The sequence below is a fragment of the Armatimonadota bacterium genome (genome assembly GCA_031081585.1).
Classification (GTDB): domain Bacteria; phylum Sysuimicrobiota; class Sysuimicrobiia; order Sysuimicrobiales; family Humicultoraceae; genus Geohabitans; species Geohabitans tengchongensis.
The window spans coordinates 20,787-34,264 of the sequence record JAVHLY010000017.1 but is presented as its reverse complement, the minus strand read 5'-3'; the positions used below and the strand labels follow the sequence as shown (position 1 = coordinate 34,264).

The 13,478-nt window shown below is 73.9% G+C and carries 18 protein-coding genes; all 18 read left to right on the top strand.

Annotation, left to right across the window (positions count from 1 at the left end; translation table 11 throughout):
- Nucleotides 1-33: 33 nt before the first annotated feature.
- The 18 genes from RB146_08350 to mreC all read left to right on the top strand — a co-directional run bounded on the left by RB146_08350 (nucleotide 34) and on the right by mreC (nucleotide 13,477).
- The gene (locus RB146_08350) at nucleotides 34-702 is read left to right on the top strand and encodes a Rieske 2Fe-2S domain-containing protein (protein ID MDQ7828993.1); all 669 of its coding nucleotides are present in this window, start codon (nucleotides 34-36) and stop codon (nucleotides 700-702) included.
- A gap of 1 nt (nucleotide 703) precedes the next feature.
- Nucleotides 704-1,912, top strand: a complete 1,209-nt coding sequence (locus tag RB146_08345; GenBank protein ID MDQ7828992.1) for a cytochrome b N-terminal domain-containing protein — start codon at nucleotides 704-706, stop codon at nucleotides 1,910-1,912.
- Nucleotides 1,912-2,235, top strand: coding sequence for a hypothetical protein (locus RB146_08340; GenBank protein ID MDQ7828991.1), 324 nt, complete (start codon nucleotides 1,912-1,914; stop codon nucleotides 2,233-2,235). The genes RB146_08345 and RB146_08340 overlap by 1 nt, the downstream gene beginning before the upstream one ends.
- Complete coding sequence (locus RB146_08335) at nucleotides 2,232-2,438, top strand: hypothetical protein (protein MDQ7828990.1); 207 nt, start codon at nucleotides 2,232-2,234, stop codon at nucleotides 2,436-2,438. Before RB146_08340 ends, RB146_08335 begins: the two co-directional genes overlap by 4 nt.
- Nucleotides 2,435-3,607, top strand: coding sequence for a cytochrome b N-terminal domain-containing protein (locus RB146_08330; GenBank protein MDQ7828989.1), 1,173 nt, complete (start codon nucleotides 2,435-2,437; stop codon nucleotides 3,605-3,607). The genes RB146_08335 and RB146_08330 overlap by 4 nt, the downstream gene beginning before the upstream one ends.
- Nucleotides 3,608-3,642: 35 nt before the next feature.
- Nucleotides 3,643-4,200 (top strand): hydrogenase iron-sulfur subunit, encoded by a 558-nt coding sequence (locus RB146_08325; GenBank protein ID MDQ7828988.1) that lies wholly within the window; start codon nucleotides 3,643-3,645, stop codon nucleotides 4,198-4,200.
- Nucleotides 4,201-4,493: 293 nt separating this feature from the next.
- The gene (locus RB146_08320) at nucleotides 4,494-4,949 is read left to right on the top strand and encodes a cupredoxin domain-containing protein (protein ID MDQ7828987.1); all 456 of its coding nucleotides are present in this window, start codon (nucleotides 4,494-4,496) and stop codon (nucleotides 4,947-4,949) included.
- Nucleotides 4,950-5,070: 121 nt separating this feature from the next.
- A complete protein-coding gene (locus RB146_08315) occupies nucleotides 5,071-6,138 on the top strand; it encodes a polyprenyl synthetase family protein (GenBank protein ID MDQ7828986.1) in 1,068 nt (355 codons plus the stop codon).
- Between the two features lie 360 nt (nucleotides 6,139-6,498).
- On the top strand, nucleotides 6,499-8,082 hold the full coding sequence (locus RB146_08310) for a PIG-L family deacetylase (GenBank protein ID MDQ7828985.1): 1,584 nt from the start codon (nucleotides 6,499-6,501) through the stop codon (nucleotides 8,080-8,082).
- Nucleotides 8,083-8,151: 69 nt separating this feature from the next.
- Nucleotides 8,152-8,556: a phage holin family protein gene (locus RB146_08305; protein MDQ7828984.1), complete on the top strand. Its 405-nt coding sequence runs from the start codon at nucleotides 8,152-8,154 to the stop codon at nucleotides 8,554-8,556.
- Nucleotides 8,523-8,723, top strand: a complete 201-nt coding sequence (locus RB146_08300) for a hypothetical protein (protein MDQ7828983.1) — start codon at nucleotides 8,523-8,525, stop codon at nucleotides 8,721-8,723. Before RB146_08305 ends, RB146_08300 begins: the two co-directional genes overlap by 34 nt.
- 87 nt (nucleotides 8,724-8,810) lie before the next feature.
- Entirely contained in the window at nucleotides 8,811-9,008 is a 198-nt protein-coding gene (tatA, locus tag RB146_08295; GenBank protein ID MDQ7828982.1) for a twin-arginine translocase TatA/TatE family subunit, read from the top strand.
- Between the two features lie 87 nt (nucleotides 9,009-9,095).
- Nucleotides 9,096-9,827 carry a twin-arginine translocase subunit TatC gene (gene tatC / locus RB146_08290; GenBank protein MDQ7828981.1) on the top strand — a complete coding sequence of 244 codons (732 nt, stop codon included), beginning with the start codon at nucleotides 9,096-9,098 and terminating at the stop codon, nucleotides 9,825-9,827.
- 17 nt (nucleotides 9,828-9,844) lie between these two features.
- Nucleotides 9,845-10,114, top strand: a complete 270-nt coding sequence (locus tag RB146_08285) for a DUF4321 domain-containing protein (protein ID MDQ7828980.1) — start codon at nucleotides 9,845-9,847, stop codon at nucleotides 10,112-10,114.
- 72 nt (nucleotides 10,115-10,186) lie between these two features.
- Complete coding sequence (locus tag RB146_08280; GenBank protein ID MDQ7828979.1) at nucleotides 10,187-10,849, top strand: Maf family protein; 663 nt, start codon at nucleotides 10,187-10,189, stop codon at nucleotides 10,847-10,849.
- Nucleotides 10,846-11,523, top strand: coding sequence for a DNA repair protein RadC (gene radC, locus RB146_08275; GenBank protein ID MDQ7828978.1), 678 nt, complete (start codon nucleotides 10,846-10,848; stop codon nucleotides 11,521-11,523). The genes RB146_08280 and radC overlap by 4 nt, the downstream gene beginning before the upstream one ends.
- Nucleotides 11,524-11,602: 79 nt before the next feature.
- The gene (locus RB146_08270; GenBank protein MDQ7828977.1) at nucleotides 11,603-12,640 is read left to right on the top strand and encodes a rod shape-determining protein; all 1,038 of its coding nucleotides are present in this window, start codon (nucleotides 11,603-11,605) and stop codon (nucleotides 12,638-12,640) included.
- A 6-nt stretch (nucleotides 12,641-12,646) separates the two neighbouring features.
- Entirely contained in the window at nucleotides 12,647-13,477 is an 831-nt protein-coding gene (gene mreC, locus RB146_08265; GenBank protein ID MDQ7828976.1) for a rod shape-determining protein MreC, read from the top strand.
- Nucleotide 13,478 lies beyond the last annotated feature (1 nt).

Below are 13,478 nucleotides of genomic sequence, written 5' to 3'. Positions count from 1 at the left end.
CGTAGCGGCATCGCTACACTGCATCGGGGAGCGATGGTGGAGCGTCCGGAGCGGCTCGCACGCCGCGGCTTCTTGCGCCTGGTGACCGCCGTGCCCATCGTGGCCGCGGCGGCGGCCTTCCTCTCGCCGCTGCTGCGCCTGCTCAAGCCCAACACGCGCCCCTTTGAAGTGCTCTACGAGCCCACGGTCCACGACGTCCCGGTGGGGGAGGTGACCGTGGCCGCCACCCTGGACGAGGTGGCCCGGCCGTGGGACTTCAAGTACTTCGTCTTCACCCAGCGCTACCCGCAGTACACCCCGGAGGGGCTGCGGGCGGCCAACGTCCCCGCCGTGGTCATCCGGCTCCCCTACAAGATCCGGCTGCCCTGGGACTGGGCCCGGACCATCGGCAAGACCCCGCAGCTGCAGGAGAGCGACATCATCGTCTTCTCGCGCATCTGCCCGCACCTCGGGTGCATCTACAACTACGTGCCGAACTGGCAGGAGGTCACCGCCGGGTACGGCGGCTACGTGCCGCCCCCGCCGCGCCGTCACGCGCTGATGGCTTGCCCGTGCCACCTCTCCATCTACGACCCCGCGGACCCGCAGCAGCCCGGGCGTGTGCTCTCCGGGCCGGCCCCGCGGCCGCCGCGTACCTTCCTCTACGAGATCCGGGGCCACCAGATCGTCGTGACGGACGTGGAGCCGGGGGGCATTGCCTGAGATGGGCCTGGTCGCCGACTGGCTCCGCGAGCGCAAGGAGCACCTGGACCTCTTCGACGAGACCCGCACCGCCCAGCAGGGCAACCCCCTCTACCTGCTGGGCCCGATGATCTACTTCTTCTGGCTCGTCACCGTCATCAGCGGGGTCATCCTGATGCTCTGGTACGAGCCCACCACCACCGGGGCCTACGACTCGGTGCGGCGGATTCAGGAGGAGATCCCGCTGGGGTGGCTGGTGCGCGGCGTCCACAAGTACGCCGCCGACGGGATCTTCCTCGGGATCATCCTGCGCATCTACCGCATGTACTTCGCCGGGGAGTACAAGCGCCCGGGGGAGCTGGGGTGGATGCTCTTCTTCCTGGGGCTCGTGCTCATGATGATCTCCGGCGTCACCGGCTACCTCCTCATCTGGAACCAGCGCTCCTTCTGGGCCGCCAAGACCATCCTCACCGTGCCGGTCTACCTGGACGAGCTCACGGCCCCGCTCTCCCGGTGGCTGGGCTACAACCTGAACTTCGGCTCGATGATCGCCTACGTCTTCCTCGGCGGGTCGGCCATCGGGCAGGCTACCATCACGCGCTTCTACGCCCTCCACTTCGGCATCTCGCTGGTCCTGCTGGTGCTCATCGAGTTCTACTTCTACCGCACCCGGCGGAAGCGGCTGAACATGTCGCTCTTCCCCATGGCGCTCTTCCTGGCCATGCTGGTCTTCATCAGCCACCCGGACGTCCTGCCCGCCGAGCTGGGGCGGCGCGCCGACCCGAACCGCACGCCGCTGCCGATCCTCTCGGACTGGTACTTCCTGGCGCTCTACCAGTACGTGAAGTACACTCCGCCGCTGTGGGCGGGGCTGGGGCCGGGGCTGCTCATCGGTATCGGCATGCTCGTGCCCTTCCTCGACCGCAGCCGCTCGCGCCACCCGCTGGACCGGCCCTTCTTCCTGGTCCTGGGGATCTGGGCGCTCTTCCTCTTCCTGGCCTTCACGACGCTGATCCTGTGGAACATCGCCGTCATCGAGCGCGAGCCGCCGCTCGTGCTGCTCACCACCGCCATCGTCATGGGGCTGGGCTTCCTCTGGCACCTGCTGCGACGGCGCCGGCAGCTGCGGGCCGCCGCCGTCCCGCCGGCCGCCCGCCCCACGACGCGGGCGCCTGAGCGCCCGGCACCCGCGCCCTCGGTCCTGGCCGGACAGTCGGGGGAGCCCGCCTGATGCGCCTGCGTCGCGCGCCGGCCGGGGGCGCGGCCCGCCTGGGCCGCCTGGCGGGGAGCCTCGTCACCTGGGGAGCCTTCGCCGTGGCCGTCTACTCCTTCTCGGAGCTGTGGGGGGCGCTGCGCGGCGCCTGGGAAGGTCACCCCACCCTGCCGCCGGGACCGTTCCTCCTGCTGGTCGGCCTCTTCCTGGCCAGCCTGGGCTACCTGGCGGTGGCGCTCTACGCCGCCGAGGCACGGGCCGGGCGGGTGCGCCGCCGCATCGGCCTATTCGACCGCCTGCTGACCTGGTTGGGCGGAGCGCCGGAGGTCTCGGGCCGGTGAACCGACCGGTCTACCTGAGGGGCATTGTGGTCCTGGCCGGGGCGAGCGTCGGGCTGGCCGGGCTCATCCTCCTGGCCGAGTGGCGCGACGTGGAGCGGCTCGGCATCGCCGCCCTCGGCCTCATCCTCATGGGCTACGGCCTGATCGTCCTGCTCATGCGCAAGGCGGGGCTCATCGGGCCGCGGAAGGCGGAGGGGCGATGAGGACGACCCCCTACCGGCGGCTGGTGGCCTGGTTCCTCCGCCAGACCCTCCGGCTGGACGTGGCCATCAACCGCCTCTACCCGACCGACTTCAACCCGCTCTACTACACGGGGGGGCTGGCGAACTTCTTCCTGATCGTCCTGGTCGTCTCCGGCATCCTGCTCCTCTTCTACTACGTGGCCGACCTGGAGGGGGCGCACCGCTCCGTCGCCTTCATCACCGAGCAGGTCCCCTACGGCGACCTCCTGCGCGGCGTCCACCGCTACGCTGGCGACGCCTTCATCCTGGCCGCCCTCCTCCACCTGCTGCGCAACTGGTTCACGGAGCGCTACCTGTACGCGCGGGACAACCCCTGGATCTCGGGGATGTTCCTCCTCCTCCTGGGGTGGTTCATCGGCGTGAACGGCTACCAGCTGGTCTGGGACGACCGGGCCCAGGCCGTCACCGTCCTCTTGGTGCGGATGCTGCAGGCGGTGCCGCTGGTGGGGGAGACGCTGGTGCGGCTCCTCCTCGGCGATGTGGGCGTCACCCGGGCGACCCTGCCGCGGCTGCTCTTCCTGCACGTCGGGACGGCGTCGTTCCTCTACATCCTCCTGTGGTGGCACTACGTGCGGGTGCGCCACCCCAAGGTCTGGCCGCCCGCCACCTGGGTGCTCACGCTGCTGGGCGTCCTCGTCCTCCTCTCCGCACTCATCCCGCCGGCGGCGGGGCAGCCGGCGCTGCCGGGGCAGGGGACGACCGCCGTCCCCCTCGACCTCTTCTTCCTCCTCCCGTTCTGGCTGGCCGGGTTCGTCCCGCCGGGGCTGGTGCTGGCCGGCCTGCTCCTCCTCTTCCTGCTCGGCTTCGTCATCCCCTACGTGGGGGAGGAGCCGCGGACCGACCCGGTCCGCCACGCCGGGGTGGCCCAGGTGGTGGACGGCAACTGCACCGGCTGCGAGCTCTGCTACTACGACTGCCCGTACAATGCCATCGTCATGGTCCCCTCGCCCTACCCGGGGGTGACCAAGGCGGCGGCCAACCGCAAGCTGCTGGCGGTGGTGATCGACTCGCGCTGCGTGGAGTGTGGGATCTGCATCGGCGCCTGCCCCTTCGAGGCGCTCGAGCTGCCGAAGGTCCTGGAGGCCGACGTGCGCCGGCGCATGGCCGAGGCCGTGGCGGTGACGGCCTGACGCCGGCGGGGGGAGCGGCCGCGGGAGGAGGAGTGGTGGACCAGGAGACGCTGACCGCTGAGGCTCGACCCCGCACCGGCGCGCAAGGGCCCGTGGTGGTGGGCTTCGTGTGCGTCTGGTCGGTCGGGCTGGACGGGCTCGTCGACGAGCGGGGGTGCCTGCGCGCCTTCCCGTCGGTGCAGGTGATCTCCGTGCCCTGCTCGGGGTTCGTCCGGCCGAACTGGCTGGAGGAGGCGCTGCGCCTGGGTGCGGCCGGCGCCTTCGTCACCGGCTGCCCCTACGGCGACTGCCTCAACCGCGAGGGGAACTACCTGATGCGGGACCGGGTTGAACAGCTGGAGCGCCGGCTGCAGCGCCGCCGGGTGGAGCCGGCGCGCGTGGCCATGCTGGCCCACGGGCTCCACGACCAGACGGGGTTCCTGGAGGCGGTGGGGGCCTTCCTGCGCCGGCTGGAGGCGCTGGGCCCGGCCGTGCCGGCGGCGCGCCCGGGAGGGGCGGGGGCTGCGCCGGCTGTGCGGCCGCGTCCGGGCGGGGCCGCGCCGCCCGCCCGCCCCGCCACGGCGTCGGAGCGAGCCGAGGAGGAGACGCCGTGATCACCGTCCGCCGGCTGCCGCTGCGCGTGGTGGTGCTGTACATCCTCTTCTACATCGCCTTCTTCCTGCTGCTGCTCTTCGTGGCGTCGTTCGGCCTGATCGCCGAAGCCTGAGGGGCTGGCGCGGAGGCTCGGAGGCCGGGGGAGGCCAGGCGCGGGTGCGGGGCCGCGGCGGGCACCGCCCGGCAGGGAATGCGGGATACTGGAGACGAGCACGGTGTCAGCGCGTCGCGCGCCGTCACGACGGGACGGGCGCGAGGCGCTGTCCATCAGGACGAGACGAGGAGGGAGCGCATGGAGCGAAGGGTCGGAGTCATGGTCGTGCTGCTGGTCGCCGTGCTGGTCCTGGGGGCCTGTGGACGGCGCGGTGGAGCCCCGACGGGTCAGGCCACCCCTCCCCCCGAGGCGACGGCGCCGGGGGCCACGCCCGGGGCCGGGGCGACGGTGACGGTAGAGGAGAAGGAGTTCGCCTTCTCCCCCGCTCCGATCACCGTGCCAGCCGCCGGACCGGTGACCTTCCGCATCGAGAACAAGGGGTCCGTCGAGCACAACTTCCTGGTGTGCCAGGGTCCGCCTCAGGAAGGGCAGCCGGGCTGCCCCCAGGGGACCCACGTCGACCTCGAGGCCATCCCGCCGGGAGAGAGCGAGACGGTGACCGTGACCCTTCCGGCGGGGACCTACAAGGTCGTCTGCACGGTGCCCGGGCACGAGGAAGCCGGGATGATGACGACCCTGCGCGTCGGCCAGTGACGGTGGACCGGTCAGTGGACCGGGGGCAGCCGACGCCGTCGCGGAGGGCCGGCAGCCCGTCGTGAGCATGGGGGCCGCGGCGCTGCCGCGGCCCCTGCCATCATCTCAGAGGACTGGGGGCGTGGAGACGTTCGAAGCCCGGGGTCTGCACGAGGTGCCTGCCGACCAGAACGCGGCGTCCGCCGACCAGGCGGTCGCGCTGGACCGGCTCTACGCGCCCGTTCGGCCGGACCTGGAGCGGCTCGACGACCTCCTGCGCGCCGAACTGGTGGAAGAGGACCCGTTCATCGGCGAGCTGGTGGCCTACGTGCTGGCCACCCGCGGCAAGCTGCTCCGCCCGGCCCTGGCCTGTCTGGCCGCCCGGGCGGTGGGCGATGCCGACCACGGGCAGGACCGGCTCTACGTGGCCGCCACTGTCGAGCTCATCCACATCGCCTCGCTGATCCACGACGACATCATCGACCAGGCCGACCGCCGGCGCGGCAACCCCAGCGTGAACGTGCAGTGGGGCAACCAGATCGCCGTGCTGCTGGGGGACCTCCTCTTCGCGCGGGCCTTCGACCTGATCAGCCGGGTGCGCCACCCCGCCGTGGCCCCGGCGGTGGCCGAGGCCGCCGTGCGCATGAGCCAGGCCGAGATCAAGCAGCTCAAGTACAGCGGCGAGCCGCACGCTCGCGAGGAGGTCTACCTGGAGATCATCGAGGGGAAGACAGCGGCGCTGCTGGCCGCGGCCTGCCGCGCCGGGGCCCTGGCCGGCGGCGCGACGGCCGGGCAGGCCGACGCCCTGGGCGCGTTCGGGCTGCGCTTCGGCATGGCCTTTCAGATCACCGACGACACGCTGGACGTGGCGGGGGCCCCGGAGGCCCTTGGCAAGCCCATCGGCTCCGACATCGAGGGCGGGCGCGTGACGCTGCCGGTCATCCACGCGCTCCGGAGCGCCTCGGAGGCGGACCGCATGGCGCTGGAGCGGCTCCTGCGCGCCTCGGCGGATGGCGAGGGTCGCGCGGGGTCCGGGCAGGCCGCCGCGGCCCGGGCCATCCTCGACCGGTACGAGGCCATCCCCTACGCGCTCGGGCTGGCCCGGCGCTATGCCGCCGCCGCGGGGGAGGCGCTGTCGGCCCTGCCGCCCTCGGAGGCCAGGGAGAGCCTGCGGGGGCTGGCGGAGTTCGTCGTCGTCCGCGCGCGATGACCGCGTCCGGCGGCGCCCTGCTCGCCACGGTGGTGGCCACCACGCGCACCGACCCCGCCGCCTGGTAGGAAGCGGAGAGGCTACGGCTGGCCACCAGCACCCCGCCCACCCGTTGCGGGACCAGGCTGCGCAGCGAGCCGGTATACCCCCTGCGCGGGCCGCGTCTCGCGGACGTACAGCTCCGGCGCGACCTCCACCACCGCTGCCGCCCACCCTGCCGCGGCCTGCGGCCTCGGACGCAGCGAACCGGGGTCCGAGGCGACCTGACCGGTGAGCGCAGCGAGGCGGGGGACGGGGGGAGGGGGGGCCGCGGCAGAGAATCCTCCCTGTGCCGCGGGGGCAAGGCGCGGCCGTTCCCACATGAGGGTCTCGTGCATCATCCCGGCCTACAACGAGGCCGCGACGATCTCCGCGGTCGTCCGCGCGGCGCGGGCCTGTCCCGAGGTGGACGAGGTGATCGTCGTGTCGGACGGCTCCACGGACGAGACCGCCCGGCGGGCGGCGGACGCGGGCGCCGACCGGGTGATCGTCCTGCGCCGCAACCAGGGCAAGGGGAACGCCGTGGCCCGCGCCGCCCGGGAGGCGCGCGGCGAGGTCCTCCTGCTGCTGGACGCCGACCTCCGCGGCTTGCGCCCCGCCCACCTCACCCGCCTGCTCGCCCCGGTGCTGCACGGCCAGGCCGACATGACCGTGGCGCTCTTCACGGAGGACCGCCTCCACCGCTGGCTCAGCCGGCTCTCCGGCCAGCGCGCCCTGCGCCGTCACCTGCTGCGGCCCGAGGTCCTCAGCGGGACGGGCTTCGGGCTGGAGGTCGCGCTCGACCGGTGGGCGCGGCGCGCGGGCGCCCGGATGGTGCGGGTGCGCATGAGCGGGGTGACGCACCGGCGCAAGCGCGACAAGTACGGGACGATGAAGGGGCTGCGCCTGCAGGTGCGGGCTTCCTCCGACCTGCTGCGCCAGGCCCGCAAGGCCGTGCCGCGGCCCGACCCGCGGCGGTGGATCACGCGCCGGAGGTCGCCGCCTATGGCGCCGTTGCTGCTCGTGGTGCTGATCGCCCTGGCCCTGGCCACACCGCTGCTGGCCTCCCGTCCGCCCCGCGCGGCGGCCGGGCGCTTCCCGACGCTGGAGCCGGCCGGGCCCCAGGACCGCATCCTCGCCGTCGTGGCCCACCCCGACGACGAGGTGCTGGGGGCGGGAGGCTTCCTGCACGAGGCGCACCGTGCCGGGGCACAGGTCACCGTGCTGGTCCTCACGCTGGGAGACGCCAACCGGGTGAGCGCGGCGGTGCGCGGGCGCCGCGTCCGTCCCACGCCCCAGGACTTCCGGGCCGTGGGGACGCAGCGCCAGGTCGAGACGCGGCGCGCTCTCCAGACGCTGGGCCTGCCGCCCGATGCCGCCCGCTTCCTGGGCTTCCCCGACCGGGCGCTCGCCCTCGTGGCCGATGGGGTGGGTGCGGCGGACGCGCCGGCCGTCCGGTCGCGCTACACCGCCCTCGACCGCGCCGCCTACCCGGCGGTGCTGGAGCCGGAGGCGCCGTACACCGCGGCCGCGCTCGACCGTCTGGTGGCCCGCGTGGTCCGGGAGGTCCGGCCCACGCTGGTGGTGACGCACGCGCCGCTCGACCGCCACCCCGACCACCGCGCCGCCTTTGCCCTGGCCGTCCGCCACCGGGGCACGGCCCCCGTGATCACCTTCGTCGTCCACGTGCCGGGCTTTCCCCGGCCGCTGTGGGCCTTGCCCGGACAGCCGCTCCTGCCGCCGTCCGGAGAGGTCCTGCCGGCGGGCTGGACGTGGGCCCAGTTTCCCCTCGGCGCCGAGGCGCGCCGCCGCAAGGCGGCGGCGCTGCGGGTATACCAGAGCCAGCGGGTCTCGCCCTACCTCCGGCTGCTGCTGGCCGGCTTCGTCCGCAGCACGGAGCTCTTCGCGCTACCGCCGGCGGAGTGATCGTCCCCGGCCCGCGGGCGGAGTGAGGAGTGATCGTCCCCCGCCCGCGGGCGGAGCGAAAGGAGCGGGATGATGGCGCAGCGGACACCGACCGAGGCTGAAGGGGCGGGGGAGGTGGCGCGCCGGCTGGCGACGAACCTCGCCGCCTTCCTCCAGACCTACGGGGCCCTGGCGGGGGAGGAAGCGCGCGCGAAGGCGCGCGACCTGGCCGTGGGGGCCGTGCTGCTCGGCGGCGCGGCCGTCGGCATGGTGATCGGCCTGGTGTTGGCGGTGACCACGGTGGTGCTGGCGCTGGCCACCGTGCTGCCGGCCTGGCTGGCGGCGCTTGTCGTCGCCGCCGCGGTGGTCGGGGGCGCCGCCATCCTGGTCCTGGTCGCGCTGCGGCGCCTGCGCCGGCCGCGGCTGCAGCAGGTAGTGCAGGCCTTCAGGGAGGACGTCCGGTGGCTGAGGAGCGAGCTCTTCGGGAGAGGCTAGCCGAGCTGCGCACGGCCATCCGCCGCGACGCCACCGAGCTGCGGGGACGCTGGGAGGCGTGGCGCGGCCGGGTGCGGCGCGACTGGCGCGAGGTCGGGCGCTCGGGCCGCGAAGTGGTCGACGTCCTCGCCCTCGTCCTGCGGCGGCTGGGGCGGGACGGCTCCTGACGGCGGACCGCAGCGGGGCCGGACGGCCCGGGCGGCCAGGGCGCCACGGCCCTGGCCGGCTGATATACTGACGGCGGAGGTGCCACCATGCCCTTCGTCGGGAACGTTGGGATGCCCGAGCTCCTGGTGATCTTCCTCATCCTGCTCCTCCTCTTCGGGGCGAGCCGGCTGGCCGGCATCGGCCAGGCGCTGGGGCGGACGATCCGGGAGTTCAAGCGGGAGCTGCGCGACGTCGAGGACGACCTGCGCGACGAGCCGCGTTCCCAGCGGGCCAAGGAGACCTAGCCGGGGCCGGGCGCGGTCGCCCTCGGGGCAGCGGCGTCCGCCGCACCTGTTGCGCATCCCGTCCCCCTCATGGCCGAAGACCGGCCGATGACCATCGTCGAGCACCTGGAGGAGCTGCGCCGGCGGCTCCTCATCGGGCTGGCCGCGCTCGCCGTGGCCAGCGTGCTGAGCTTCCTCTTCGTCGAGCCCCTGCTGACCTGGCTCCTGCGGCCGGTGGTGGCCGCCGGGAGCCGCGTCGTCTTCCTGGCCCCCACCGAGGCGTTCTTCGTGCGCGTGAAGGTGGCCCTGCTCGCCGGGGTCTTCCTCAGCCTGCCGGTGATGCTCTACCAGCTGTGGCTCTTCGTCTCGGTCGGCCTGACGGAGACGGAGCGGCGCTACGCCCTGTGGCTGATCCCGCCGGCGATGGCCCTCTTCGTGGCCGGGGCGGCCTTCGCGCTCATAGTCGTCGTCCCGGTGGGGGTGCGCTTCCTCCTGGGTTACCAGGTGCAGGGGGTGCTGGAGCCAATGATCAGCATCGGCGCGTACACCTCGTTCCTCACCTGGTTCGTGCTGGCGTTCGGACTGGTCTTCGAGATGCCCATCGTCATCGTCTTCCTGACGAAGATCGGGCTCGTCACCCCGCAGGCGCTGGCCGCCTGGCGCCGCTACGCCCTCGGTGCCATCCTGGTGGCCGCAGCCCCGCTCAGTCCGGGCGGAGACATCTTCTCCATGCTCATGCTGGCGGTCCCGGCCTACCTGCTCTACGAAGTCTCCATCTGGATCGCCCGCCTGGTGGCCTCCCGCCCGGCGGCGGCGGTCGAGCAGGTCGAGGGCCGCTGAGCCCGAAGCCTTCGTCCATGGCCCGCGGCCGCCGTGCGCGGAACCCCTGGGGGATCCTGGTGCTGGTGATCCTCCTCGGCGGGCTGCTCGGCAGCGTGATCGCCGAGGCGCTGGTGGCCTACCCGGCCCTGGCCTTCCTGGGACGGGACATCCGGGCGGGCATCGACCCGCCCTTCACCGTGGACCTGCGGCTGCTGACCGTGACCTTCGGGGCCACGGTGCGCCTGAACCTGGCCATGGTGGCCGGCGTCTTCCTGGCGGTCTGGCTCTTCCGCCTGATCGTGTGACCCCGCGCCCGCCTCCAGGCCGCCCGCTGAGGGACCCCCGGTGAAACCCTGCCTCCTGCCGATCTAATCGACGTGAGCGCCGTGACCTCCTCGCCGCTGGTCCTCGCCTCCTCCTCGCCGCGCCGGGCGGAACTCCTGCGCCTGCTCGGCCTGGCCTTCACCGTCCACCCCGTGGGGGACGAGGCGGCCTCCCCGGCGGCCGAGGCGCCCGATGCCCCGGTCGGGCCTGCGGAGGCAGGCGGCCGCGAGGCCGGATCCTGCCGCGACGCCCCGGGCGCCGCCGCCCTCCGTGCCCGCCGGCTGGCCAGGGCCAAGGCCGAGGCTGCCGCGCCGCACTATCCGGGGGCCGTGGTCATCGGCGCGGACACCATCGTCGTGGTGGACGGCCGGGCGCTGGGAAAACCGCGCGATGCGGCGGAAGCGGCCGCCATGCTGCGGCAGCTCGGCGGCCGGACCCACCACGTGGCCACGGGGATCGCCGTGGTGCGCGCCGACCGGGACCTGCGCCTGGACGCCGTCACCCTCACGGCGGTCACGTTCCGCCCGCTCTCGGAGGACGAGATCGCCGCCTACGTGGCCACGGGGGAGCCCTTCGACAAGGCGGGCGGCTACGGCATCCAGGGGCGGGCGGCCATCTTCGTCGAGCGCATCGAGGGGGACTACTACGGGGTGGTGGGGCTCCCGCTGGCGCCGCTGGCGCTCCTCCTCCGCCGGGCCGGAGTGCGCGTGCTGTGACGCTGGCACCGCTCGCCCTTCCGCCGGCCGCGCGCCCCCGGGAGCGCCTCCGCCGCGCCGGGGCGGCGGCGCTCGCTCCCACCGAGCTCCTGGCCCTCCTGCTCGGGACCGGCGGTCCCGGGCGGCGGGCCGTCAGGGTGGCGGAAGGCCTCCTGGCCACCTTCGAGTCCCTCGGCCGCCTCAGCCGGGCAGGCGTGGAGGAGCTCGAGCAGGTGCCCGGGGTGGGACCGGCCAAGGCCGCGGCGCTGGTGGCTGCCTTCGAGCTGGGGCGCCGGGCGGCGGTTCCGGAGGAGGCCCGGCCGGTCGTCCGCTCCGCCGCCGATGCCGCCCGGTGGCTGGTCCCGGTCATGGGGGCGCTGGAGCGGGAGCACTTCCGGGTGCTGGTCCTCAACACCCGCCACGAGGTCCTGGCGGCGGTGGACGTGGCCGTGGGCGGGCTGAACGCCGCCGCCGTCCACCCCCGGGACGTCTTCACCGAGGCGGTGCGGCGGCGGGCCGCCGCGGTGATCCTGGCCCACAACCACCCCTCGGGCCACCCCGACCCCAGCCCGGACGACCTGGCCCTCACCCGGCGGTTGTGCGACGCCGGGCGGATCGTGGGCGTCGATGTCCTGGACCACCTGGTAATCGGGCATGGGAGATACGTCAGTTTGCGGGAACGGGGCGTCCTTTAGCCATCGGTCTTCGGCAAGAAATCGGCAAGACGCGGAGAACTTTGAAGCAGGCGGGGGCCCCGGTGGGAGGGCTGGCGGGATGTTCTCGTGGTTGATGGGACGGGTGGTGCGGGACATGGGCGTGGACCTGGGCACCGCCAACACCCTGGTCTACGTCCGGCACGAGGGGATCGTGCTGCGGGAGCCCTCCGTCGTGGCCCGCAGCGTCGAGGACGGGCAGATCCTGGCGGTGGGGGAGGAGGCCAAGCGCATGCTGGGCCGCACCCCCGGGCACATCACCGCCACCCGGCCGCTGCGCGACGGCGTCATCGCCGACTTCGAGACCACCTCGGCGATGCTGGCGTACTTCATCAAGAAGGGGATGCGCAACCGGGGGCTCTTCCGTCCCCGGGTGATCGTGGGCATCCCCTCCGGCGTCACCGAGGTGGAGAAGCGGGCGGTGACCGACGCGACGCTGCAGGCCGGTGCGCGCGAGGCCTACCTGATCGAGGAGCCCATGGCGGCGGCCATCGGGGCCGGGCTGCCGGTCTCCGAGCCGGTGGGCAGCATGGTGGTGGACATCGGCGGCGGGACCACCGAGGTGGCGGTCATCGCGCTGGGGGGGATTGTCACCTCGCGCTCCATCCGCATCGGCGGCGACGAGATGGACGAGGCCATCATCCAGTACGTGCGCCGCGCCTACAACCTGCTCATCGGCGAGCGCACCGCGGAGGAGATCAAGATCGCCATCGGGTCGGCCTACCCGCTCAACCACGCCGACGAGGTGGTGGAGGTGCGCGGCCGCGACCTCCTCTCCGGGCTGCCGCGCACCGTGCGCCTCACCGCCACCGAGGTGCGGGAGGCGATGGCGGAGCCGATCCAGGCCATCGTCGAGGCGGTGAAGCAGACGCTGGAGCGCACGCCGCCCGAGCTGGCCGCCGACATCGTCGACCGCGGCATCGTGCTCAGCGGCGGCGGCGCGCTGCTGCGGGGGATGGACCGGCTGCTGGCCGAGGAGACCGGTATGCCCGTCACCCTGACCGACGACCCCCTCTCCGACGTGGCGCTGGGGACGGGGCGGGCGCTGGAGGAGATCGAGACCCTCCGCAAGGTCCTGATCACGCCGAAGAAGAGCTGAGCCGCCATGGGGGAGCGGCGGCGCGCGGTTCTCTTCATCGCGCTGCTGGTGGCGGCGCTGGCGCTGCTCACCGGCCAGGTGCGGGGGCAGGAGCGCCGCGCCGTGGGCGTGGTGGGCCGCTCGCTGCTCACCCTGATGGCGCCGGTGCAGACCTCCATGGCCCGGGTGGCCGACGCCGTGGCCCGGGCCTGGGCCCTCTACACCGAGATCGGCCGGCTGCGCGTGGAGAACGCCCGGCTGCGCGAGGAGGTGGAGCGCCTCAGCCAGGAGGCGGCCCGGCTGCGCGAGACGGCCGCGGCGGCGCAGCGCCTGGAGGCGCTGCTGGCCTTCCGCGCCCAGACGCCGTACCGGGTAGTCGCGGCGCGGGTGGTGGGGCGCGACCCGGCCCGGTGGTTCGCCACCATCGTCGTCGACCGGGGCAGTCGCGACGGGGTGACGCGCAACGCGCCGGTGGTGAGCGGGCAGGGCGCGGTGGGGCGGGTGATCGAGACGACGCCGTTCACCGCGCGGGTCCTGCTCCTCACCGACCCGCGCAGCGCCGTCGGCGTCGTGCTCCAGGAGTCGCGCCAGGTAGCCGTGGTGGAGGGGACGGGGGAGCAGGTGCTCCACCTGAAGTACCTCTCCCGGGCCCGCGCGGTGCGGGTGGGCGAGCGGGTGATCACCTCGGGGCAGGGAGGCGTCTTCCCCAAGGGGCTGCTGGTGGGGCAGGTGGAGGCGGTGCGGGACGTCCCCGGCGGCGCCTTCCGGGAGGGGCGCGTGCGCGCCGCCCCCGACCTCAGCCGGGTGGAGGAGGTGCTGATCCTCCTCCCTGAGCCGGGGCCCGCCCCGGCCCGCTGAG